21 protein-coding genes are annotated in these 22,582 nt (G+C 71.0%); 11 read left to right on the forward strand and 10 right to left on the reverse strand.

Annotated elements, in window-relative coordinates:
* Nucleotides 1–149 precede the first annotated feature (149 nt).
* Nucleotides 150–3,677, forward strand: a complete 3,528-nt coding sequence (gene dnaE, locus OG417_RS20610) for a DNA polymerase III subunit alpha (RefSeq protein ID WP_329258401.1) — start codon at nucleotides 150–152, stop codon at nucleotides 3,675–3,677.
* Between the two features lie 263 nt (nucleotides 3,678–3,940).
* Here dnaE and folE read toward each other — a convergent pair whose 3' ends face one another.
* The 6 genes from folE to OG417_RS20640 form a co-directional block, all read right to left on the reverse strand.
* Nucleotides 3,941–4,651, reverse strand: a complete 711-nt coding sequence (gene folE / locus OG417_RS20615; RefSeq protein ID WP_329258403.1) for a GTP cyclohydrolase I — start codon at nucleotides 4,649–4,651, stop codon at nucleotides 3,941–3,943.
* Between the two features lie 107 nt (nucleotides 4,652–4,758).
* On the reverse strand, nucleotides 4,759–5,199 hold the full coding sequence (locus OG417_RS20620) for a DoxX family protein (RefSeq protein WP_329258406.1): 441 nt from the start codon (nucleotides 5,197–5,199) through the stop codon (nucleotides 4,759–4,761).
* Between the two features lie 242 nt (nucleotides 5,200–5,441).
* Nucleotides 5,442–6,887: an MFS transporter gene (locus OG417_RS20625; RefSeq protein ID WP_329262420.1), complete on the reverse strand. Its 1,446-nt coding sequence runs from the start codon at nucleotides 6,885–6,887 to the stop codon at nucleotides 5,442–5,444.
* Between the two features lie 451 nt (nucleotides 6,888–7,338).
* Nucleotides 7,339–8,463 carry an AAA family ATPase gene (locus tag OG417_RS20630; RefSeq protein WP_329258407.1) on the reverse strand — a complete coding sequence of 375 codons (1,125 nt, stop codon included), beginning with the start codon at nucleotides 8,461–8,463 and terminating at the stop codon, nucleotides 7,339–7,341.
* Nucleotides 8,447–9,235 carry an RNA ligase family protein gene (locus OG417_RS20635; RefSeq protein ID WP_329258410.1) on the reverse strand — a complete coding sequence of 263 codons (789 nt, stop codon included), beginning with the start codon at nucleotides 9,233–9,235 and terminating at the stop codon, nucleotides 8,447–8,449. The genes OG417_RS20630 and OG417_RS20635 overlap by 17 nt, the downstream gene beginning before the upstream one ends.
* Before the next feature lie 41 nt (nucleotides 9,236–9,276).
* Nucleotides 9,277–10,245, reverse strand: a complete 969-nt coding sequence (locus OG417_RS20640) for a GlxA family transcriptional regulator (protein ID WP_329258413.1) — start codon at nucleotides 10,243–10,245, stop codon at nucleotides 9,277–9,279.
* Nucleotides 10,246–10,316: 71 nt separating this feature from the next.
* Here OG417_RS20640 and OG417_RS20645 point away from each other — a divergent pair, with 71 nt between their 5' ends.
* From OG417_RS20645 to OG417_RS20655, 3 genes are all read left to right on the forward strand, one after another.
* Nucleotides 10,317–11,600 carry an MFS transporter gene (locus OG417_RS20645; protein WP_329258416.1) on the forward strand — a complete coding sequence of 428 codons (1,284 nt, stop codon included), beginning with the start codon at nucleotides 10,317–10,319 and terminating at the stop codon, nucleotides 11,598–11,600.
* Between the two features lie 55 nt (nucleotides 11,601–11,655).
* Nucleotides 11,656–12,324, forward strand: a complete 669-nt coding sequence (locus OG417_RS20650; protein WP_329258419.1) for a GOLPH3/VPS74 family protein — start codon at nucleotides 11,656–11,658, stop codon at nucleotides 12,322–12,324.
* A gap of 114 nt (nucleotides 12,325–12,438) precedes the next feature.
* Nucleotides 12,439–13,164, forward strand: coding sequence for a rhomboid family intramembrane serine protease (locus OG417_RS20655; protein WP_329258421.1), 726 nt, complete (start codon nucleotides 12,439–12,441; stop codon nucleotides 13,162–13,164).
* Nucleotides 13,165–13,235: 71 nt separating this feature from the next.
* Here OG417_RS20655 and tuf read toward each other — a convergent pair whose 3' ends face one another.
* The 4 genes from tuf to OG417_RS20675 all read right to left on the reverse strand — a co-directional run bounded on the left by tuf (nucleotide 13,236) and on the right by OG417_RS20675 (nucleotide 17,171).
* Entirely contained in the window at nucleotides 13,236–14,417 is a 1,182-nt protein-coding gene (tuf, locus tag OG417_RS20660) for an elongation factor Tu (RefSeq protein WP_329258424.1), read from the reverse strand.
* 258 nt (nucleotides 14,418–14,675) lie between these two features.
* The gene (locus tag OG417_RS20665) at nucleotides 14,676–15,359 is read right to left on the reverse strand and encodes a DUF6882 domain-containing protein (protein ID WP_329258427.1); all 684 of its coding nucleotides are present in this window, start codon (nucleotides 15,357–15,359) and stop codon (nucleotides 14,676–14,678) included.
* A gap of 634 nt (nucleotides 15,360–15,993) precedes the next feature.
* On the reverse strand, nucleotides 15,994–16,494 hold the full coding sequence (gene ybaK, locus OG417_RS20670) for a Cys-tRNA(Pro) deacylase (protein ID WP_329258430.1): 501 nt from the start codon (nucleotides 16,492–16,494) through the stop codon (nucleotides 15,994–15,996).
* A gap of 14 nt (nucleotides 16,495–16,508) precedes the next feature.
* On the reverse strand, nucleotides 16,509–17,171 hold the full coding sequence (locus OG417_RS20675; RefSeq protein WP_329258432.1) for an LON peptidase substrate-binding domain-containing protein: 663 nt from the start codon (nucleotides 17,169–17,171) through the stop codon (nucleotides 16,509–16,511).
* A 326-nt stretch (nucleotides 17,172–17,497) separates the two neighbouring features.
* On the opposite strand from OG417_RS20675, the gene OG417_RS20680 reads away from it, so the two are divergent.
* The 7 genes from OG417_RS20680 (at nucleotide 17,498) to OG417_RS20710 (ending at nucleotide 22,582) form a co-directional block, all read left to right on the forward strand.
* Nucleotides 17,498–17,674, forward strand: a complete 177-nt coding sequence (locus tag OG417_RS20680; protein ID WP_329258435.1) for a hypothetical protein — start codon at nucleotides 17,498–17,500, stop codon at nucleotides 17,672–17,674.
* Nucleotides 17,675–17,726: 52 nt separating this feature from the next.
* On the forward strand, nucleotides 17,727–18,530 hold the full coding sequence (locus OG417_RS20685) for a PhzF family phenazine biosynthesis protein (protein ID WP_329258438.1): 804 nt from the start codon (nucleotides 17,727–17,729) through the stop codon (nucleotides 18,528–18,530).
* A gap of 102 nt (nucleotides 18,531–18,632) precedes the next feature.
* Complete coding sequence (gene hisD / locus OG417_RS20690; RefSeq protein WP_329258442.1) at nucleotides 18,633–19,940, forward strand: histidinol dehydrogenase; 1,308 nt, start codon at nucleotides 18,633–18,635, stop codon at nucleotides 19,938–19,940.
* Entirely contained in the window at nucleotides 19,937–21,022 is a 1,086-nt protein-coding gene (locus tag OG417_RS20695) for a histidinol-phosphate transaminase (RefSeq protein ID WP_329258446.1), read from the forward strand. Before hisD ends, OG417_RS20695 begins: the two co-directional genes overlap by 4 nt.
* A complete protein-coding gene (gene hisB, locus OG417_RS20700) occupies nucleotides 21,019–21,621 on the forward strand; it encodes an imidazoleglycerol-phosphate dehydratase HisB (protein ID WP_329258449.1) in 603 nt (200 codons plus the stop codon). The genes OG417_RS20695 and hisB overlap by 4 nt, the downstream gene beginning before the upstream one ends.
* The gene (gene hisH, locus OG417_RS20705) at nucleotides 21,621–22,253 is read left to right on the forward strand and encodes an imidazole glycerol phosphate synthase subunit HisH (protein WP_329258452.1); all 633 of its coding nucleotides are present in this window, start codon (nucleotides 21,621–21,623) and stop codon (nucleotides 22,251–22,253) included. The genes hisB and hisH overlap by 1 nt, the downstream gene beginning before the upstream one ends.
* The gene (locus OG417_RS20710) at nucleotides 22,250–22,582 is read left to right on the forward strand and encodes a hypothetical protein (protein WP_329258455.1); all 333 of its coding nucleotides are present in this window, start codon (nucleotides 22,250–22,252) and stop codon (nucleotides 22,580–22,582) included. Before hisH ends, OG417_RS20710 begins: the two co-directional genes overlap by 4 nt.

Raw genomic sequence — 22,582 nt, forward strand, 5'->3', positions numbered from 1 at the left:
TGAGTGTCGAGTCCCGAACTCGTCGGTGGGACGCGTTAGTCTCATGGGACCGCCGTGCGATCGGTGGTCCAAGAGACGAACAACCCTTGCGACGACGGCGCGTGTCCCCGGCACGCGTTGGTTTCGCATGCCCTAAGGAGGCGCCGCGCATGAGTGACTCGTTCGTGCATCTACACGTGCACACCGAGTACTCCATGCTGGACGGGGCGGCCCGTCTCAAGGAGATGTTCGCCGAGGTCAGCCAGCAGGGCATGCCCGCGGTGGCCATGACCGACCACGGCAACACCCACGGCGCGTACGACTTCTACAAGCAGGCCACCGCCGCCGAGGTGACGCCGATCATCGGCATCGAGGCCTACGTCGCGCCCGCTTCGCGCTTCGTCAAGCAGCCCGTCCGCTGGGGCGAGCCCAGCCAGAAGGGCGACGACGTCTCCGGTGGCGGTCACTACACGCACAAGACCATCTGGGCCCGCGACAAAGAGGGCCTGCACAACCTCTTCAAGCTCACCAGCCGCGCCTACACCGAGGGGTTCGTGCGCAAGTGGGCGCGCATGGACTTCGAGCTGCTCCAGGAGCACTCGGCGGGCCTGATGGCCACCACCGGCTGCCCCTCGGGCGAGGTGCAGACCCGGCTGCGGCTCGGCCAGTTCGACGAGGCGCTCGCCGCGGCGGCCAAATACCAAGAGGTCTTCGGCAAGGACAACTACTTCCTCGAGGTCATGGACCACGGCCTGGACATCGAGAAGCAGGTCCGTGACGGCCTCATCGAGATCAGCAAGAGGCTCGGCATCCCGCCCGTCGTCACCAACGACTCCCACTACACGCGCGAGGCCGAGGCCTCCGCGCACGACGCGCTGCTGTGCATCCAGACCGGCAAGCAGCTGTCCGACCCGGGCCGCTTCAAGTTCAGCGGGTCCGGCTACTACCTCAAGACCGCCGACGAGATGCGGGCGGTCGACACCTCCGACATCTGGGTCGAGGGCTGCCGCAACACGTTGCTGGTCGCCGAGAAGGTCGACTCCTCGGGGATGTTCGAATACCGCAACCTCATGCCCCGCTTCCCGGTCCCCGAGGGTGAGACCGAGGAGTCGTGGTTCCGCAAAGAGGTCTGGAAGGGCATGGAGCGGCGCTTCCCCGAGGGGGTGGACGAGGAGCACCGCAAGCAGGTCGAGTACGAGATGGACGTCATCTGCCAGATGGGGTTCCCCTCCTACTTCCTCGTCGTCGCCGACTTCATCATGTGGTCCAAGAACAACGGCATCGCGGTCGGGCCGGGCCGTGGCTCCGCGGCGGGCTCCCTGGTCGCGTACGCCATGGGCATCACCGACCTCGACCCGCTGCCGCACGGACTGATCTTCGAGCGGTTCCTCAACCCCGACCGCGTCTCCATGCCCGACATCGACGTGGACTTCGACGAACGTGGGCGCGCCGACGCGATCCGCTACGTCACCGAGAAGTGGGGCGCCGACAAGGTCTCGATGATCGCCACCTTCGGCACCATCAAGGCGAAGGCCGCGATCAAGGACGCCGGCCGCGTGCTCGGCTTCCCGTACGCGCTCGGCGACCGCATCTCCAAGGCGTTCCCGCCCGCCGTCATGGGCAAGGACATCCCGCTGTCGGGGATCTTCGACGACAAGCACCCCCGCTACGGCGAGGCCGGCGAGCTGCGCAAGCTGTACGAAGAAGAGACCGACGTCAAGCAGATCATGGATCTGGCGCAGGGCCTGGAGGGCCTGATCCGCCAGACCGGCGTGCACGCCGCCGGTGTGATCATGTCGGCCGAGCCGCTGACCGACCACATCCCGATCATGCGCCGCGACAGCGACGGTGTGATCATCACGCAGTTCGACTACCCGACCTGCGAGACGCTCGGCCTGCTGAAGATGGACTTCCTGGGCCTGCGCAACCTGACGATCATGCAGGACTGTCTCAAGGCCATCAAGCTCAACAAGGGCGAGGACATCGACCTGCTCGAGCTGCCGCTCGACAACAAGAAGGCCTACGAGCTGCTGGCCCGCGGTGACACGCTCGGCATCTTCCAGCTGGACGGTGGCGGCATGCGCTCGCTGCTGCGCCTGATGCGCCCCGACAACTTCGAGGACATCTCCGCCGCCCTCGCGCTCTACCGTCCCGGCCCGATGGGCGCCAACTCCCACACCAACTACGCGCTGCGCAAGAACGGCCAGCAGCCGATCACACCGATCCACCCCGAGCTCGAGGAGCCGCTCAAGGACATCCTCGACACGACCTACGGCCTGATCGTCTATCAGGAGCAGGTCATGGCGATCGCGCAGAAGGTCGCGGGCTACAGCCTGGGCCAGGCCGACCTGCTGCGCCGCGCGATGGGCAAGAAGAAGAAGGCGGAGCTGGACAAGCAGTACGCCACCTTCGAGTCCGGCATGCAGGAGCGCGGCTACTCCGCCGCCGCGATCAAGGCGCTGTGGGACATCCTGCTGCCCTTCTCCGACTACGCCTTCAACAAGGCGCACACCGCCGGCTACGGCCTGGTCTCGTACTGGACCGCCTACCTCAAGGCCAACTACGCGGCCGAGTACATGGCGGCGCTGCTCACCTCGGTCAAGGACGACAAGGACAAGAGCGCGCTCTACCTCAACGAGTGCCGCCGCATGGGCATCAAGGTGCTCCCGCCCGACGTCAACGAGTCCGACGCCGACTTCACCCCCAAGGGCGACACCGAGATCCTGTTCGGCCTGACCGCGATCCGCAACGTCGGCGGCAACGTCGTCGACGCGATCATCGCCGCCCGCAAGGAGAAGGGCCGCTTCACCGACTTCCAGGACTTCCTGCGCAAGGTGCCGCCGCAGGTCTGCAACAAGCGCGTCGTCGAGTCGCTCGTCAAGGCCGGTGCCTTCGACACCCTCGGCCACGAGCGCAAGGGCCTGGTGATGGTGCACGAGGCCGCCATCGACGCGATCATCGACATCAAGCGCAACGAGGCGATCGGCCAGGACTCCCTGTTCGGCGGGGCCGACGACGGCGTGGTCGACACGACCTTCGACGTCGCCATCCCGGAGGGGGAGTGGGACAAGACGACGCTGCTGGCCTTCGAGCGCGAGATGCTCGGCCTGTACGTCTCCGACCACCCGCTGCTCGGCATCGAGCACATCCTGTCGGCCAACGTCGACTGCTCCATCGCCGCCCTCACCGCGGACGAGCGTCCCGACGGCCAGATCGTCACGGTCGGCGGCCTGATCACCGGCCTGCAGCGCAAGGTCACCAAGAAGGGCGACTCGTGGGCGCTGACCGTCCTGGAGGACCTCGAGGGCGCCATCGAGCTGATGATCTTCCCGTCCGCGTACCAGCTGTGCTCCACGCTCCTGGCCGAAGACGCGATCATCGTCGTCAAGGCCCGCCTGGACAAGCGCGAGGACACCGCGAAGCTGATCGCGATGGAGGTCACCCAGCCGGATCTCACCGTCAGCGACGCGGGTCGTCCCCTGACGGTGTCCCTGCCGGTCACCCGCGTCACCCCGCCGGTCGTGCAGCGGCTGAAGGAGGTCCTGGGCACCCATCCGGGCCAGACGGAGGTCCACCTCCAGCTGCAGAACGGCCCCCGCACGACGGTCGTCCGCCTCGACGACAAGCTCCGCGTCACCGCCTCGCCCGCGCTGATGGGCGACCTGAAGCAGCTCCTCGGCCCGGCCTGCCTCACCTGAGGCACGGCCGGGCGCTCAGCGGCCGCGGCAGGACCGGGCATGAATTAGCGCGTCGCCTGGTCGCCGACGAGGGCCTCCCAGGTGCGACGCGGATCGCGGTGCGCGCGCTCGGTGACCCCGCCGCGCGGCGCCGGGTGCGTCGGACCAGGTCGCCGCCGTAGAGGGCGGCCAGAGCCGGTGGCAGGCGCCGGCGCGGCAGGCCGGGTTCCTCGGACGGCGGCACCAAAGGCGCGGCCTGCGGTGGTCCAGTGCCCGGTGGTCTGTCACGCCCGGCCACGCGTCACGCCTGCGGGCCCGCAGAGCCCGAAGAATTCGGTACGGAGCGGGTCCTCGGTGTCGTAGATGCCGCGCCAGTACGTAGTGCGGGCGCTGGACTCGATCTCGCGCACGCCGCGCATCTGCATGCACAGGTGCACCGCCTCCAGGTACACGGCGACGCCATGCGGGGCCAGGATGCGCTCAAGGGCGTCCGCGAGTTGCTGGCCGATGCGTTCCTGCACGGAGAAGCGGCGCGCGAACAACCGGACCAGCCGTGTGAGTTTGGACAGCCCCAAAATGCGCTCATGAGCGACGTACCCGACATAGGCGGCGCCGAAGAACGGCAGGCCGTGATGCTCGCACAGGGAGAAGAACGGAATCGGCCCCTCCACGACCTGGCTGATGCGGCAGTCCGGGCCGCCGCGGCATTCGGTCGGGAACGCCGTGACCAGCTTCTCATCCCCCTCATATCCATTGGTCGCCTCATACAGCGCGCGCAGGAACCGCTGCGGGGTGTCGGCGGTAGAGGCCATGTCGGTCGGCATGCCGAGCGCGGTGAAGATCTCCCGCATGTACCCCTCGAACCGCTCCCACTGATCCGGGGTGATCCGCCGGGGGTGGACCCCGGACCACTCGTTGCCGTCGTACCCCATGTCGTCACCGGCAAGGCCCCTGACCTTCGGCGTTTCGCCGGATGACCGCCGCTGGTTACCCACCTCCCTCTCCTTCCCACAAATTCCGTCCGCCCGTGGGCGTCGCGTCAGCAGCGCTCACATCCTGGCGCCGTCGCACGCCTACGCACCGCTTGGGAGGTTGGCGGAAGCTATCTAGCGGTTCGGCCGCCACCTCGCAGGTGGCCGAGCAGGCCTGCGATGCTGTAGCGTCCTGGGCCCACCGCGCCGAGGGTCAGGGCGGCGGCGCCGAGGGCCAAAACGAGTTCGTAACCACCGTTGGACACGTAGATGCCCTTGCGCCAATGCACGGAGAAGAAGGCGCCGGCCATGTCCAGGAAGAGCAGCACGGCGGCGAGAGGCATGAGTACGCCGACGATCAGCAGGATTCCACCGATCAGTTCCACGATGCCCGCATACCATGCGGAGAACGACGGGGCGGGGGCGCCCAGGCTTTTGAACTCGTGTTGCGTGGCCTCGATGCCCGTGGTGAACAGGTGGTTCCAGCCGTGGGCGAAGAAGATGATCCCGACCGCCACGCGTGCGAATAGAAGGACGCCATCGACAACGGACGGCGGGATCTGGCGGGACATCGGAATGCTTTCTTTGATGGCGGGTCTTTTGTCGAATGCCCAACGTCATGAGGCCGCGACGGCGTGATCGGCGCGGGCGAGGCATCACTACCCTTGGGTGGTTTGCCTAACACGCTCGGCGCGGGTCCGTCGTCATCCACGCGGTGGCATGCCGCCGATAACCGGACAGATCCCACTCGGACCGCGCGGCGCTGACGCCGACCGGATGCCCGCCAGAGGAAGCCCCCACGCGGCCTCCCCGCTCAGCGACAGTCCGATCCCCGGTCGGCGCGACGCTCCATCAGCACGTCCACAAGGGCCACAGCCAGCGCGGCCAACACGAACATGATGTTGACCAGTAGAGCATGCTGGAACGCCCTCCCATAAATGCCATGAGCCGGGCCCACCGCCGCAAGGCCGACGGAGGCGCCGATCCGCTGCCCGGTCTGAAGCATGCCGCCGGCAACGCCGGCCTCCACGACGGGAACCGCCGCCAAGGTGAGCGTCTGGTTCGGCGAGACGATCAGACCGTTTCCCAGCCCTGCGACGAACAATGCGCCGGCGATCACCCAGGCGGCGTTGTGACCCGGAGCGAGACGCACGGCCGGTTCTGTGGCGACCAATCCCACCGTGACCAGCACTAGTCCGAACGCGACGAGCGGGCGGCCGAACCGGATGACGAGTTGACCGCCCAGTGCGGCGCTGAGCGCCGATCCCAGCGCGAAAGCCGCACTCACCGAACCTGCCCGCAGAGCGGAATAATGTAGGCCTTCTTGGAGGTGCTGGGTGACGATGAAGAAGATTGCGGTGAATCCGCCGAAATACAGCGTCGCGAGCAATGTGCCAAGGGCATAGGGGGCCCTACGGAACAGGGAAAGGTCCATTATCGGGTTGTGCCGCTGCCCGTACCAGCGCTCCCATCGTACGAAACCGGCCAGTACGGCGGAGGCGGCCAGCGCCAACAGCCATCTGCTCTGTGCCTGCCACTCCCGTCCTTCCACGAGCGTCAATAGCAGGATGAATACGCCGGCGGCCAGCAGTAATACTCCAGCAGGATCCATGCTCTCCAGTTGCCGCTTTTCACCTTCCCGCCCAGGTATGTATCGGTACGCCAAGAACATGGCGATGATGCTGATCGGTATGCTGACGTGGAAGACATGACGCCAGCCTGCCCCTGCACTGCTGAACTGGATGAGCAGACCGCCGAGTAGTGGGCCGACTGCCGTGGAGATGCTGATCGTGGCGCCTAGCAGTCCGAACGCCCGTCCCCGCTCCGCCCCCCGGAAAAGTTGCTGAATAAGGCCGCTGATCTGCGGAGCGGTTACACCCGCGGCAGCCCCCTGTGCAACCCGCGTCACGATCAGCCAATCCGCTCCGGGGGCGGCTCCCGCCGCGGCGCTGGCCAATGTGAAAAGCGCCATGCCGACGACGAAGACGTTGCGCCGGCCGTGTGTGTCGCCGAACCGTCCGGCGGGTATCAGCAGTAGCCCGAAGGCGAAAGCGTATCCGGATACGACCCACTGCAGGTCGCTCGTCGAGGCGTGCAACGCGATGTGGATAGAGGGTAGTGCCACGTTGACGATGCTGATGTCCAACCATGTGATGAAACCGGCGATCAGGCAGACGGCCAGCGCCTTCCACCGGCGGGGGTCCGCGGGATCCTGCCCGTGCACGCCGGGCGCCCCGTCTGCGGGGGCGCCGTCACTCATCTGATCAGGCACCGGAGCAACGCACCATTACCCCCATCCCGCCACGGCAACGTCACGTGCCGCTGACTGTTTCCGCCGTATGACCACACCGAGTCAAACCTTTCCATACGTACTCAAAATCCTCCGAATGGACTGATGACTCCCGTGCGAAGGCAATGCACCATTCGGCCGTTGGTGTCGTCTCCTCGCCCACTCCAGTACGCATGGCTTCTTGGGCATCAGTCCAGTTATGGGATCTCTCTACCCGCTCCCAGCCGGTAACTGCGTTCACAGGCAAGCCAGGGCCGGCACGCCATCCGCACCGCCAAGGGCCTCGGGACGGACGTCCTCGCCTTCGACTCGATGGAGGCTCACATCGCAGGTCGTCGGCCGACGAGTGCTCACAGAGGAGCGGATCCCACCGCCCGCACCTCACGCGCCGCCGCGCGACGGGTGGGGCCCGGGCGGTCTCTCAGCCGGTGACGACCCAGCGGACGGTGTGGGCCTCGGTCGGGTCCGGAGTCTCCCAACGGCCGATCAGGCGGTCGACCACCGGCTCGGGCACGGGGTCGCGCCGTTCCCGGTTGCGCCTCCGCAGCACCTGGGGCGGGGCCTCCAGCGCGACCAGCTCGACGCGGGCGCGGTAGCCCGCCGCCAGGCCGACGCACCGCTCGCGGAGCTGCCGGGACACATTGGTGGCGTTCCACACGAACGCCCGGCCCGCCCGCAGATGCTCCCGCGCCAGCCGGTACGCCGCGTCCACCACCGGCCGCTGGTCGCCGGCCGGGTCCACGCCGAGCTCGGCGCGCAGCGCGTCGAGGCTGACCACCGGCCTCCCCGCGCCGTGCTCGGTGATCCAGTGGTCCTTGCCGGCACCCGGCAGCCCCGACAGGACGGTCACGGTCATCCGGGTGTCGTCGTAGGCCGCGTAGCCCGGGTCCCGGCCGGGGGTGCGGAAGTACCAGAAGCGCGCGTGCTCGGAGGGGAACCGGCGCGGCCGGTCCAGGCAGCCCTGGTCGGCGCAGTACTCACGGAACAGGGCGATGTTCTCCAGCACCTCGGCGGTGTCCCCGCAGATCCGGCCGAGTATGTCGGCCGTCGCCAGGATCGCGAGATCGTCGTTGCGCGCCACGAGGCTCGACCGGAACGCGATGCGCTCCAGGTCGGGCCGCTCCAGCGCCCAGAACGGGACCTGGTGATGCCGGACGAGCGCGGCCACGTGTTCCCGCCAGGACACGGGGGCGCCCAGCTCCCACAGCACCCGCCGGGCGATCAGGTCGCCACGCCGGGAGTGGCCGCGGGCGGTGATCCGCCCGTCGGGGTCCTCGCTCGTGCAGTCCGGCTTGGCCGCGTCGTGCAGGAGCACGGCCGCGAACAGCCGTACCCGCTCGGCGGGCGGACGCGCCCGCCACTCCGGCAGCGCGGCGAGCGCCTCGCAGGCCATCCGGGTGTGGGTGGCGACGTCACCCTCGGCGTGATGTTCCTCGTCCTGCGGAACCCCGGACATGCGCCGTACCCACGCGAACGCGGCCTCGATCCGCGCCCAGGGCACGGTCCACAGCGGCGGCGCGGGGCACAGGTCATCGAACGGTGGCATAGAGCGCCTCCGGGTCGGTCAGGCGGTTCGCCACGATCGGCCGGTCCAGCCAGTGGCTGCCGGAGTCGAGCACCGCCGTGAGGAAGCCCGGGCGCACCCACTTGTAGCGGCCGACGGTCTCGCCGTCCTCCTCCACCTTGATGTAGAGGCCCTCCATGTCCTCCGACAGGTCGGTCTCGGCCAGCACCTGACCGGGGTCGGCGCCGCCCTCCACGGCCGCCTCGGCCAGTGCGTCCCGCCAGTCCGGCGTCCGGCACGTCGAGGGGCCGACCAGCGACGTCAGCGTCTCCAGCCGGTCGATCGGGCCGGTGCGCAGGACCGGCACCGACACCACCGGGGTGCCGGCCAGCAGCGCGCGGCGGCGTTCGGTCGAGAGGAACACCTCCTCCCGCCGGTCCAGGACGTCGAACTCGCAGAAATAGTGGGGGAGCGCGTCGTAGAAGACGGTGTGCTTGGCGTACAGCCATTCGCCGTACATGACGTAGCGGTCGCCGAGCCGCGGCCAGAGCAGGTGCTGGACCGTCGCCGCCCACGCCTTCAGCGGACCGAACTGGCGCTCCCGCGGGCCGCCGGTCAGGTAGTGGCCGCGACTCTGCAGCCGCAGCCCGCCGTCGGCCGAGAAGCTGATCGCGGCGTTCGCCCCGTCCAGCTTCTCCTCCACGACCAGGTACCGACCGGCGATCTCCGCGAACGGCACGGCTGCCAGGTCGAAGTCGCCGGGCTGTAGCCGAGAACCCTCGATATGAGGGGTTCTCGGATATTTGCGGAGCATGACGTCCGTTGTAACGGATCGGTCCCCGCCCCACCAACGGGTTATCCGCCCGTACGGCTGAACGTCCGGCGGTAGGCGGTCGGGGAGACGCCCACGGCCGCGTGCAGGTGCTGGCGCATCGACGTCGCCGTGCCGAAACCGGCGCGGGCGGCGACACGGTCGATCGGCAGGTCCGTCGTCTCCAGCAGCCGCCGCGCCTCCTCCACCCGCCGGCCCAGCAGCCACTGCGCCGGGCTGACCCCCGTCTCCTCACGGAACCGGCGCGTGAACGTCCGTACGCTCATGCCCGCCTGCCGGGCCAGCCGTGCCAGGCTCAGGGGTTCGTCCAGGTGGCCCAGTGCCCAGGCGCGGGTGGCGGCGGTCGACGTGCCGGTCGGGTCGGGCAGCGGGCGTTCGATGAACTGGGACTGCCCGCCCTCGCGCCACGGTGGCACCACCGAGCGCCGCGCGGCGCGGTTGGCCACCTCCGTGCCGTGGTCGCGGCGGACCACGTGCAGGCACAGGTCGATGCCGGCGCCGACGCCCGCCGAGGTGAGCACGTCGCCGTCGTCGACGAACAGCACGTCGGCGTCCAGGCGCACCTTGGGGTAGAGCGCACGGAACCGGTCGGCGTGGTACCAGTGCGTCGCGGCGCGGCGGCCGTCGAGGACGCCCGCCGCCGCGAGCACGAACGCGCCCGTGCAGATCGACATCAGCCGCGCGTCCGGGCGCCGCCGGGCCAGGGCCTCGGCCACGACGGGCTCCAGCCGGCCCTCCGTCATCGGCGCGCCCCCATGGATGCCGGCCACGACCACCGTGTCGGCCTCGGCCAGCATCTCCGGCCCTTCGCCGGGCTGGACCAGGAACCCGCCCGACGTACGGACCGGCGCGCCGTCCGGCGTGCAGACGCGTACGCGATAGAACCGCCGGTCGTCGTCGTCACGGGCCGCGCCGAAGATCTGCGTCGGCACGCCGAGGTCGAACGCCACGACGTCGTTCAGCGCGAGGACGGCGATCTCATGGGGGATCATGGCCCGATTATTTCAGATGATGGCTCTCGGGCCACTCGCCCGGCGAACGCCGCCTCCACCAGGATCATCGTGTGACTGCGACAATCCCCGACACACCGCCCAAGACTCGCCCGCGTCTGCACCGCGCCTGGATCGTGGCGGCGGTCGCGCTCGTGGCCCTCGTGGGCGCCGCCGGATTCCGCGCCACCCCCGGGGTGCTCATCGACCCGCTGAGCCAGGACTTCGGCTGGCCACGCGGCACGATCTCCGCCGCCGTCTCGGTCAACCTGGTCCTGTACGGTCTGACCTCGCCGTTCGCGGCCGCGCTGATGGACCGGTTCGGCATGCGCAAGGTCGTCTCCGTCGCGCTCGTGCTCGTGGCGGTCGGCAGCGGGCTGACCGTCTTCATGACCGCGCCCTGGCAGCTCATCGCCTGCTGGGGCGTGCTGATCGGCCTGGGCACCGGGTCGATGGCGATGGTCTTCGTGGCGACGGTGACGAGCCGCTGGTTCGTCGCGCGCCGCGGCATCGTCACCGGCGTGCTCACCGCGGCGGGAGCGGCCGGTCAGCTGGTGTTCCTGCCGGTCCTGGCCCACCTGACCCACGCGTACGGCTGGCGGTCCGCCTCGGTGACGGTGTGCGTCGCCGCCGTGGCCGTCGTGCCCCTCGTCGTTCTGTTCCTGCGCGACCACCCCGCCGACGTCGGCGTGCTCCCGTACGGCGCGACGGAGCAGATACCGAAGGTGCGGTCGACCGGTGCGGCCCGGCGTGCGCTCGGCACGCTCGACACGGCCGCGCGGACGCCGGTGTTCTGGCTGCTCGCCGGGAGCTTCGCGATCTGCGGGGCCTCCACCAACGGCCTGGTCGGCACGCACTTCATCCCCGCGGCGCACGACCACGGCATGCCGGAGACCACGGCCGCGAGCCTGCTGGCCCTCGTCGGTGTCTTCGACGTCGTCGGAACGATCTTCTCCGGGTGGCTCACCGACCGCGTCGACTCGCGGGTGCTGCTCGGCGTCTACTACGCGCTGCGCGGCTGTTCGCTGCTGATCCTGCCGAGCCTGTTCGCCCGGACGACCCACCCCAGCATGCTGGTCTTCATCATCTTCTACGGCCTCGACTGGGTGGCGACCGTGCCGCCGACGGTCACGCTGTGCCGGGAGAACTTCGGCATGTCCGGGCCGGTGGTGTTCGGCTGGGTGTTCGCCTCGCACCAGGTCGGCGCGGCGATCGCCGCCGAGGCCGCCGGTGTCGTACGGGACCGGCTCGGCGACTACGCCGCGGCGTGGTACGGCGCGGGCGCGCTCTGCCTGCTCGCGGCGGTGCTGTCGATCCGGGTACGACGGGTCGATACCCTGGCCGCGGACCCCGCCTGAAACACTTTGCTCTCTGTTCACCGAGCCGACAATCGGGGCGTTTAGCGTTCCGAACGTGCCCGAGACGCTGGCAGAGGAACTGCTGCTCCTTGCTCACGACATCCGCGGCAAGTGCCGCATCGCCCCCAACGCGATGGACTGCGGGGTGGTCGGCGGGTTGCTGTCCGAACTCGCCCTGACCGGCCGCGTCACGGTGGACCAGGCCGATGGGTCCGTCCTCGTACCGGTCGGCGACGCGCGGACCGGCGACGCCGCCGTCCTGGCGTCCGGTGAATCGCCGACCGGCGACGCCGTCCTCGACGAACTGCTCGACGCGATCGCGGCCACGCCCCGTACGCCCCTCGCGTGGGTGACCCGGCTGCGCGGCACCGGCCTGACCGAACGCCTGCTCACGCGGATGGTCGACGGAGGCCAGGTCGAGATCGACCAGCACCGGAACTACGGCCTGTTCCCCGAGACCTGGTACCCGGTGCGCGACATCGTCTCGCTCTGGGAGGCCCACCAGCGGGTGGTGGACGCCGCCACCGCGAGCCTGGCGTCCGACCGCCGGACCCTCGCCCTGGGCGCCCTCTCCGCCGCGGCGGGCCTGGCCAAGGTCCTGCTGGCCACCTCGGGCGACTGGAAGGTCCTCGGGAGCCGCATCCGCGAGAAGACCGCGGACGACTGGGCGGCCGAAGCCGTCCGCCGAGCCCTCCTCCCGGAGCACCGGAACGCCACCGTCTGACCCGTGCGCGCGGTGTGGCCCGTCCGGCCTCTCCAGCGGCGCGACCACGCCGGCCGGTCGTCCTCCCTTCCGCGCGCGCGACCGTCACCGACGGGGCTATCTTTCGGGGAGGACATGTTCGGCCGGAGGGGCGCGGTGAAGATGGGCAGCGGGGACGGGCGGCCGGGTGACGCCGAAGCGGTGCTGGCCGAGGCGCTGAGGGCGTTCTGGGTGATGGTCGGGGTGCTCGCGGTCATCTGGGTCGTCCAGGCGGTCAACTGGGCGGACGGCTACCGGCTCAGCCTGCACTACGGCATCCACACGCGGGACGTCACCGGCCTCACGGGCGTGGTGACGGCGCCGTTCCTGCACCTGAGCTGGGCGCACATCGAGGGCAACTCCGGGCCCCTGTTCATCTTCGGCTTCCTGGCCGCCTTCCGCGGCGTGAAGAAGTTCCTCAGCCTCACGGTGCTGATCGTGCTGGTCAGCGGCATGGGCGCCTGGCTGACCTCCGGGCCGAACACCGTGACGGCCGGCGCGAGCGGCGTGGTGTTCGGCTACTTCGGATACGTGATCGTGCGCGGGTTCTTCGACCGGCACCGGATCGACATCGTGGTCGGGCTCGTCATGGCGCTGTGCTTCGCGTACCAGTTCGCCGTGCTGCTGCCGCACCGCGGCATCAGCTGGCAGGGCCACCTGTTCGGCTTCGTCGCGGGCATCGCCGGCGGCTGGATCCTGCGCGAGCGCCGCCCCCGCGCCGCCACGGACGGCGGCACCCGCCCCCTCCCGTCCGGCGCGGGCCGGACGACCCCGGGTTCCCGCGCGGACCTGCTCAAGGAACTGGACGACCTCGGCCTGTAGCACCCCACTCGCCGCGCGTCGGTGTTCGGCGCGTGGGGGACCCCGCCGAAGAGGGGTCCCCCATGGCCGGTTCAGGCGAGCAGGGCGGTCACGGTGCCGGCGCCGACCGTGCGGCGGCCCTCGCGGATCGCGAAGCCCAGCCCCTCGTCCAGCGCCACCGCGCGGCCCAGGTTCACGGTCATCGTGACCGTGTCGCCGGGCAGCGCCATGCCGCCCTCGCCCAGGTCGATCTCGCCCGGCACGTCCGTCGTCCGGAGGTGGAACTGCGGCCGGTACCCGGTGAAGAACGGGCCGCTGCGCCCGCCCTCGTCCGTGCCGAGCACGTACACCTCGGCTCGGAACCGCGTGTGCGGCCGGATCGCGCCCGGCGCGGCCACGACCTGACCGCGGCGCACCTGCTCGCGCCGTACGCCGCGGAGCAGCACGGCGGTGTTGTCCCCGGCCTCGGCGTGGTCCATCGTCTGGCCGAACGTCTCCAGGCCGGTGGCCACCGTGGCGACCGTCGCGCCCAGGCCGACCACCTCGACGTGGTCGCCGAGCCGGACGGCGCCCTGCTCGACCACCCCGGTCACGACGGTGCCGCGGCCGGTGATGGTCAGGACGTTCTCGATCGGCAGCAGGAACGGCCGGTCCAGGATCCGGGCCGGCACCGGCACGTACGCGTCGACCGCGGCGAGGAGGTCCTCGATCCGCCGGACCCAGTACGGGTCGCCCTCGAGCGCCCGCAGCCCGGACACCCGGACCACCGGGATCTCCTCACCGGGGAACCCGTACCGGGTCAGCAGCTCCCGTACCTCCAGTTCGACCAGGTCCAGGAGTTCGGCGTCCTCGACCGTGTCGGCCTTGTTGAGCGCGACCACGATGTGACGGACGCCGACCTGCCGGGCGAGCACGACGTGCTCGCGGGTCTGCGGCATCGCGCCGTCCTGCGCGGACACGACCAGGATCGCCCCGTCGACCTGGGCCGCGCCGGTGACCATGTTCTTGACGTAGTCGGCGTGGCCGGGCATGTCGACGTGGGCGTAGTGCCGGGTCGGCGTCTCGTACTCGACGTGCGCGATGTTGATGGTGATGCCGCGGTCCCGCTCCTCCGGAGCCCGGTCGATGCCCTCGAACGGCACGACCTTCGCCAGCCCCTGCCGGGCCAGCACCGCGGTGATCGCCGCGGTGAGCGTGGTCTTGCCGTGGTCGACGTGCCCCATGGTGCCGATGTTGAGATGCGGCTTGCCGCGTTCGTACAACCGCTTGGCCATGATGTGTCCTCGCGTCAGAAGAAGTGGACGTGAGAACCCGGACGGTCCCGCGCAGGGACCGCCGCGCCACCCTCCTCCGCGGGTTCTCGAAGGACGGGGCGGAGGAGGGTCAGCGTCGCAGGCCGTCGGAGGGCACGGTCGCGGCGCCCGGCGCATCGAGGTGCGCGGGCGAGCAGAACGCGGCCATGCCGAACATGCCAGGCACAGTACGGCCGCCCGTACGGAACGGTCCAGCGATTTTCCCGGTACGCGCCTTTCTCAGCGCGCGACCAGCTCCATCGACAGGGAGACGAAGCGGTCCTCGGCGTCGAACCGGGCCGCGCACGCGCCGCCCTCGGGCAGCGTCGCGACGATCGAGGTCTCGTCCTCGCGGAAGGCCAGCCGGTGGTGGCTGAAGAACCGCGCCACCGTCAGCCGGTGGTCGGCCGGGAAGAGCGTCAGCCCGCTGGTGATCATCCGGGGGGCGGTGAGGGAGTCCCACCCGGGCACCGGTGCGGAGGCGTCCCGGATGGCGAAGTAGGCGACGCCGCCCTCGTAGCTGCCGGGGATCGTGCCCGGCGAGCCGATCAGACCGGTAGCGGCCATCGCCACGATGTCGCCGCCGCTCCGCGCGGGACCGTCGTACCAGGACAGGTCCAGCTCGCGCGCGGTAAGTTCGGCGATGGCGAGGCGCGCCCCGATCTCCGTGGGGTTCACGACGGCCGGGTGGTCGGGGCCGAACTGCGGGTTCGCCCACCCCCACAGCCAGCTGCGGTCCTCTTCGGCGTAGCTGCCGAGAAGGGCGACCTTCAGCGTGACCTCGCCCTGCGTGTACGTGCCGGTGGCCAGGTCGGCGCTCCAGTCGGCGGCGGGCAGGAAGTCGACGAGTGCCTCCTGCTGCTGGGCCGAGATCGCCGCGTACGCCGCTCCCAGCCGGTCGAACGCCGGGCTGAATCCAGACATGGCGGGCACACTATCTCAGAGACCGGCCGAGCCCCACGCGCTCCCTTGTGACGGATGGGGGGCCTGTGGCCCGCGCCGTGGAGCGACGGCGGGCCACGCGTCGGTCAGGCGCTACGCTGCGATCATCGGCGAGAGGCGGGGGGAAGTACGGATGGCCGGCCAGCTTCGGATCGGAGTGGCGGCGACTCTCGTGATCGCGGTACTCGGCGTTCCCGCCGGGCTGCTGTGGACCACGGTCGCGCCGCGCACGACGTACGTGATCGCGGGCGGCAAAGCGCTCCTCGGCGACCCGGAGAGCCAGACGCTCATCGCCGCGGACGGCTGGTTCGCCGTGCTGACGGCCTGCGCCGGACTGCTGTGCGGCGTCGTCGCCTACGTCCTGGCCGGACGCCTGCGCGAGATGGGGCTCCTCGCCGCGCTCGGTGCCGGGGGCGTCGCCGCCGGCCTCATCGCCTGGTGGACCGGCAGCATGGTCGGGCGGTCATCCTTCCAGCACGTGGTGCGGACGGCCCGCGACGGCACGGCGGCCAAGGGCGCGCTCGACCTGCACGCGGTGGGCGTGGTGATCGCCTGGCCGCTGATCGCGATCGTGGTGTTCGGATTGCTCGAGGCGCTGGACGTCGCCCGGCGCGAGTCACGCGCGACGGCGGGCGATGCCCGCGGTGGTGGCCCCGGTCAGCGTGACCAGATCGGCGGGGGCCAGTTCGATCTGCAGGCCCCGCCGCCCGGCGGAGACGTAGATCGTCGAGAACCCTGACGCGGAGGAGTCCACGACCGTCGGCAGCCTCTTGCGCTGCCCCAGCGGGCTGATGCCGCCGCGGACGTAGCCGGTCACGCGCTCGGCCGCCGCCGGGTCGGCCATGGCCGCGCGCTTGCCGCCCGCCGCGCCGGCGAGCGCCTTGAGGTCGAGCGTGGCCGACACCGGCACCACCGCGACGGTCAGATCGCCGTCGACCTCGGTCACGAGCGTCTTGAACAGCCGGTCGCGCGGCACGCCGAGGGCGTCGGCGGCGGCCTCGCCGTAGGACTCCTCGCCGCCGCCGGTCTCGTACGGATGCAGGGTGAAGGCGACCCCGGCACGGGTCGCCACGACCGTCGCGGGCGTGCCCTTGCCGCCGTTCTTCTTCGATCCCACCGGGCCGTGACTCCTTAGTTCGGGCTGACGCCTCCGCCGAGGAACTCCGACGCCGGCACGGTCGGAAACGTCTCGAGCAGAAGATTCTCCCGCCTCAGCAGTTCGTACTCCAGCCGCAGCCGCGCCGCGGCGTGGTCGGCCTGCAGGAGGCGCTGTTTGTCCGGGCGGTCCAGGACCAGCGAGGCCGCCACGAGGTAGGACAGCGGACCCGGCTCGGCCGGCAGGTCGTCGAGGTCGGCGACCTGCGCGCCGTGTGCGACGAGCCGGTCGCAGTAGCGCCGGAACCGGTCGGTCACCGGCGCGACCGCGTCCTGCGCGCCCGGCCCGTCCTCCTCCGGCAGGGGAGTGACCTCGGCGCACAGGTACGCGAGCGAGTCGTCGACGTCCTCCACGCGGAACCGGGTGCCGCCGGTCGCGACGACGTCGTACCGCCCGTCCTCATGCTCCTGAACGTCGCGGATCTCGGCCGTACAGCCGACCGGGGCGAGCCGGCGGGCGGCTCCGGGGCCGACCTCGTGGCCGAGTTCGATCGAGACCACTCCGAACCGGCGCGGCTCCTCGCGGGCGAGCAGATCGCTCATCAGGAGGCGGTAGCGCTCCTCGAACACGTGCAAGGGCAGGACGAGCCCGGGAAAGAGCACGGCCCCCAGCGGGAAGATCGGCAGCCGTTCGGTCACCGCGCCAGAGTACGACCTCTCGTCGATCTCCGCTGCTCACTTATTGATCTACAATGTAAAGGCGCGGGCCCGGAAGGGTCCGCGGCGACGCCGTCCGACCGCCCCGGCGGCGTACGGGCGAGGCCCGCGTGAGTGGCGTCCGGGCGGGCGGCGCTATCACCGGGTGGTGTGACGCTAGTCACCTTGAGCTAGATCGCGTCAACCTGCACACAGCCCCGGAAGCCGCGGAGTTAACGTCGGACCGTCCGCGCGGCAGGCGGCGCGCGGCCCGGCGGGTCGAAGCCGAAGACGACACCGCCGCTTGCTCTCCCGCTGGGAGGCCCATCATGTGGCTGAACTTCATCTTCCTCGTCATCGCGTGCCTGTGCGTCGGTTTCATCCTCGGCTGGGTGGTGGCCCGGCCGCGACGCTGGGGCGTCTTCGTCGCGACCGCCCCCCGGACGACCGTCCCCCAGCCGGACGACGACCAGACGGACGCCGACTCCTTCGCCCGGCGAGCCTGACCCGCGGGGGAGCGCGGTTCTCCTCCGGGGCGGCGAGCCGTACGGTGACGGCATGCGGATCCATGTCGTCGACGCGTTCACCGGCCGGCCGTTCGCCGGCAACCCCGCGGGGGTCTGCGTCCTCGCGGGACCGGCCGATCCCGCCTGGATGCAGCGGGTCGCGACGGAGCTGAACCTGTCCGAGACCGCGTTCCCGCGCCCGGTCGAGGACCCGGGCGCCGACTTCGAACTCCGCTGGTTCACCCCGGCGGTCGAGGTCGCCCTGTGCGGGCACGCGACGCTCGCCGCCGCCCACGTGCTGTACGAGACGGGCACCGTGCCGGCGGACCGGCCCATCCGCTTCCGCACCCTCCGCAGCGGCGTTCTGACCGTACGGCGGGAGGGCGGCCTGCTGGTGATGGACTTCCCGGCCTGCCCGCCGGAGAAGATCGACCCGCCCGCGGGCCTGGCCGAGGCGCTCGGCGCGACGCCGTCCTGGACCGGGCGCAACGTCCAGAACGACATTCTGGCGGTCCTGGACGACGCCGGGGCCGTGCGCTCGCTGGCTCCGGACCTGTCCGCCCTCTCCGGTTACGACGCCCGGGGGATCTGCGTCACGGCGCCGGGCTCCTCCCACGACTTCGTCTCGCGGTTCTTCGCCCCGGCCGTCGGTGTACCGGAGGATCCGGTGACCGGGTCGGCGCACTGCATGCTGGCGCCGTTCTGGGCCGAGCGCCTCGGCCGTACGGACCTGCGCGCCCACCAGGCGTCGGCGCGCGGAGGCGAGGTCCGCGTCCGGGTGCGGGGCGACCGCGTCCTGCTCCTCGGGGAGGCCGTCACCATGATCGAGGGCACGCTCCGCGCGGAGCCGTCCTGAAGAGTTCCCGAATGCGGTGAATGTCTCGAAAACTCCGGCGATCCGGTCTCAATACCTGAGACCGGCGCCCGGGCCGCCGAGCGTCCTCCGTAGACTGATCAGGTGATATCCCGTATCGATCTGCGCGGGTCCCTTCCCGGCGACCTGCGCTCCGTGCTGCCGCGAGCCGAGCTCGACGTCGAGGCCGCCCTGGAGAAGGTCCGGCCGATCTGCGACGACGTTCGACATCGCGGAGCCGCGGCGGTGCGGGACTACACCGAGCGCTTCGACGGCGTCGCCCTGGCGTCCGCGCGGGTCCCCGCCGAGGCGATCGGCCGCGCCCTCGACGATCTCACCCCGGGCGTGCGCGACGCGCTCGAGGAGTGCATCCGCCGGGCCCGCCTCGTCCACCGTGACCAGCGGCGCGCCGACGTCACCACCCAGGTCGTGCCCGGAGGCAGGGTCACCGAGCGGTGGGTGCCGGTCGAGCGGGTCGGGCTGTACGTCCCGGGCGGTCAGGCCGTCTACCCCTCCAGCGTGGTCATGAACGTCGTGCCCGCGCAGGAGGCCGGTGTCGGCTCGCTCGCGGTGACCTCGCCCGCGCAGCGGGAGTTCGGCGGGCTGCCGCACCCGGTGATCCTCGCGGCGTGCGCGCTGCTCGGCGTCGACGAGGTGTACGCCGTGGGCGGCGCGCAGGCGATCGCGATGTTCGCCTACGGCACCGAGGAGTGCCGCCCGGCCGACCTGGTCACCGGGCCGGGCAACATCTACGTCGCGGCGGCGAAGCGGCTGCTCAAGGGCGTGATCGGCATCGACTCCGAGGCCGGCCCGACCGAGATCGCGATCCTCGCCGACGCCACCGCCGACCCGGTGCTGGTCGCCGCCGACCTGATCAGCCAGGCCGAGCACGACACCCTGGCCGCCTCGGTGCTGGTGACCGACTCCACCGAGCTCGCCGACGCGGTCGAGCGCGAGCTCGCCGACCAGGTCGCCCGCACCAAGCACACCGAGCGCATCACCGCGGCGCTCGCCGGGCGGCAGTCGGGCATCGTTCTCGTGGACGACGTCGCGGCCGGGCTGAAGGTCGTCGACGCCTACGCCGCCGAGCACCTGGAGATCCATACCGCGGACGCCGCCACCGTCGCCGCCCGGGTGCGCAACGCCGGCGCGATCTTCGTCGGCGCGCACGCGCCGGTGTCGCTCGGCGACTACCTGGCCGGCTCCAACCACGTGCTGCCGACCGGCGGCTGCGCGTGCCATTCCGGCGGGCTGTCCGTGCAGACCTTCCTGCGCGGCATCCACGTCGTCGACTACGACGAGGCGGCCCTGGCCGAGGCGACCCGCCGGGTCGTCACGCTGGCCGAGGCCGAAGACCTGCCGGCCCACGGGGCCGCCCTTAAAGCGAGGTTCGAGTGGGGGATCCCCGAGTGACCGACAGCACCATCTCGCTGAGCGACCTTCCGCTCCGCGACGACCTGCGCGGGCAGGAGCCGTACGGCGCGCCCCAGCTCGACGTGCCGGTCCGGCTCAACACCAACGAGAACCCCTACCCGCCGTCGCCGCGCCTGGTCGCGGCCCTGTCGGAGGCGATCGCGGACATCGCCGGGGGCCTCAACCGCTACCCCGACCGCGACGCCGTCGAGCTGCGCAAGGACCTGGCCGACTACCTCGGGTACGGCGTCACCGGGCGGCAGGTGTGGGCGGCGAACGGCTCCAACGAGATCATCCAGCAGATCCTGCAGGCGTTCGGCGGCCCGGAGCGCTCGGCGCTCGGCTTCGAGCCGTCGTACTCCATGCATCCGATCATCACCGCGGTGAGCGGCACCCGGTGGATCAACGCCCACCGCGACGAGGACTTCGGGCTGGAGGCCGAGCGCGCGGTCGCCGCGGTCGAGGAGCACCGGCCCGACATCGTGTTCCTCACCTCGCCGAACAACCCGACCGGCACGGCGCTGTCGCTGGAGGCGATCGAGGCGGTCCTGCGCGTCGCGCCGGGCATGGTCGTCGTGGACGAGGCGTACGCCGAGTTCCGGCGCGAGGGCACGCCGAGCGCGCTGTCGCTGCTGCCCGGCAACCCGCGGCTGATCGTCACCCGCACGATGAGCAAGGCGTTCGCGATGGCCGGCACGCGGGTCGGCTACCTCGCCGCCGACCCGGCCGTGGTCGACGCGCTGCTGCTCGTCCGCCTGCCGTACCACCTGTCGGCGGTCACCCAGGCGGTCGCGCGCACCGCGATCGCCCACCAGGAGGAGCTCCTGGGCGCGGTCCGGGCGCTGCGGGACGACCGCGACGCCCTGGTCGCCTGGCTGCGCGGAGAAGGCCTCACGGTGGCCGACTCCGACGCGAACTTCGTCCTGTTCGGCCGGTTTCCCGATCGGCACCGGGTCTGGCAGGGCATTCTTGATCGTGGCGTGCTGATCCGCGAGGTCGGCCCGCCGGAGTGGCTGCGCGTGAGCGTGGGCACCCCCGAGGAGATGGCGGCGTTCCGTACCGCCCTGAAGGAGAGTCTTTGAGCGAGCGGAAACGCACCGGCCGGATCGAGCGGGGGACCAAGGAGACCCAGGTCAGCGTCGAGATCGACCTCGACGGCACGGGCCAGGTCGACGTGGCCACCGGGGTGGGGTTCTTCGACCACATGCTGGCCCAGCTCGGCAAGCACGGATCGTTCGACCTGACCGTCAAGACCGCCGGTGACCTGCACATCGACAGCCACCACACGATCGAGGACACCGCGATCGCGCTGGGTCGGGCGTTCCGCGAGGCCCTGGGTGACAAGTCGGGCATCCAGCGGTTCGCCAACGCGAGCGTGCCGCTGGACGAGACGCTCGCGCAGGTCACCGTCGACCTGTCCGGCCGCCCGTACCTCGTGCACACCGAGCCCGAGGGCATCGCGCCGATGATCGGGCCCGACTACGACACGACCATGACCCGGCACATCTTCGAGGCGTTCGTCTTCAACGCCGCGATCTGCCTGCACATCCACGTGCCGTACGGGCGCAACGCGCATCACATCGTGGAGGCGCAGTTCAAGGCGCTGGCCCGGGCCCTGCGTGACGCGTGCGCGCACGACCCGCGGGCGCACGGCATCCCGTCCACCAAGGGCGCGCTCTGATGTCCCCGAAGATCGCCGTCCTGGACTACGGGTCGGGGAACCTGCGATCGGCCGAGCGGGCGATCGCCCGGCTCGGCCCGGAGGTGACCGTCACCGCCGACTTCGACACCGCCCTGGAGGCCGACGGGCTGGTCGTGCCCGGCGTGGGCGCGTTCGCCGCGTGCATGAACGGCCTGCGCGGGGTCCGCGGCGAGCAGATCATCGGCCGCCGGCTCGCGGGTGGCCGCCCGGTGCTGGGCATCTGCGTCGGCATGCAGATCCTGTTCGAGAAGGGCGTCGAGCACGGCATCACCACCGACGGCTGCGCCGAGTGGCCCGGTGCGGTGGAGCGGCTGAACGCGCCGATCCTGCCGCACATGGGCTGGAACACCGTCGAGGTGCCCGCGGGTTCGGTGCTGTTCCGGGGCGTGGACGCCGGCACGCGGTTCTACTTCGTGCACTCCTACGCCGCCCGGCACTGGGAGATGGAGCCGGGCCGGTTCGAGGCGCCGCTGGTGACCTGGGCCGAGCACGGGGAGCGCTTCGTCGCGGCGGTGGAGAACGGCCCGCTGTGCGCGACGCAGTTCCATCCGGAGAAGTCCGGCGACGCCGGAGCCGAGGTGCTCAAGAACTGGCTCTCGACACTGTCATGAGCAAGGAGCGCCGGCGGCGGCGGGCCGCGCTGGAGGCCGAGCGTGCCCGGGCGGCGGCGGAGAACGACCGTCGCAACGCCCGCCGGGCGCGTCGCCGGGCGCGCGTCGCCCGGGTCTCCCGTCTGCTGCCGCGTCGCCCCGGGCGGCCCGGCGGCCTGCTCGCGCGCCGTCGCCGTGAGCAGAACGCCATCGTCGCGGTGGCGTTCCTGCTCGTCCAGGTGCTGGCCTGGTTGTCACTGTCATCGTGGACCGCGCGCCTGGCCGTGCTCATGCTGTCGGTGTTCCTGGTCCCGGTTTTCATCACGCTCGCCTTCGACCGGAGGTCGTAG

The organism is Actinoallomurus sp. NBC_01490, assembly GCF_036227085.1.
In the GTDB taxonomy this organism is placed as follows: Bacteria; Actinomycetota; Actinomycetes; order Streptosporangiales; family Streptosporangiaceae; genus Actinoallomurus; species Actinoallomurus oryzae.

Coding starts and splice junctions, on each gene's coding strand:
- hisH (WP_329258452.1), top strand. CDS start 21,621: ATGTCCCCGAAGATCGCCGTCCTGGACTACGGGTCGGGGAACCTGCGA.
- OG417_RS20710 (WP_329258455.1), top strand. CDS start 22,250: ATGAGCAAGGAGCGCCGGCGGCGGCGGGCCGCGCTGGAGGCCGAGCGT.
- OG417_RS20640 (WP_329258413.1), bottom strand. CDS start 10,245: ATGATCCCCCATGAGATCGCCGTCCTCGCGCTGAACGACGTCGTGGCG.
- tuf (WP_329258424.1), bottom strand. CDS start 14,417: ATGGCCAAGCGGTTGTACGAACGCGGCAAGCCGCATCTCAACATCGGC.
- OG417_RS20655 (WP_329258421.1), top strand. CDS start 12,439: ATGTTCGGCCGGAGGGGCGCGGTGAAGATGGGCAGCGGGGACGGGCGG.
- OG417_RS20630 (WP_329258407.1), bottom strand. CDS start 8,463: ATGCCACCGTTCGATGACCTGTGCCCCGCGCCGCCGCTGTGGACCGTG.
- OG417_RS20625 (WP_329262420.1), bottom strand. CDS start 6,887: ATGAGTGACGGCGCCCCCGCAGACGGGGCGCCCGGCGTGCACGGGCAG.
- OG417_RS20665 (WP_329258427.1), bottom strand. CDS start 15,359: ATGTCTGGATTCAGCCCGGCGTTCGACCGGCTGGGAGCGGCGTACGCG.
- OG417_RS20635 (WP_329258410.1), bottom strand. CDS start 9,235: ATGCTCCGCAAATATCCGAGAACCCCTCATATCGAGGGTTCTCGGCTA.
- OG417_RS20680 (WP_329258435.1), top strand. CDS start 17,498: ATGTGGCTGAACTTCATCTTCCTCGTCATCGCGTGCCTGTGCGTCGGT.
- OG417_RS20685 (WP_329258438.1), top strand. CDS start 17,727: ATGCGGATCCATGTCGTCGACGCGTTCACCGGCCGGCCGTTCGCCGGC.
- dnaE (WP_329258401.1), top strand. CDS start 150: ATGAGTGACTCGTTCGTGCATCTACACGTGCACACCGAGTACTCCATG.
- OG417_RS20620 (WP_329258406.1), bottom strand. CDS start 5,199: ATGTCCCGCCAGATCCCGCCGTCCGTTGTCGATGGCGTCCTTCTATTC.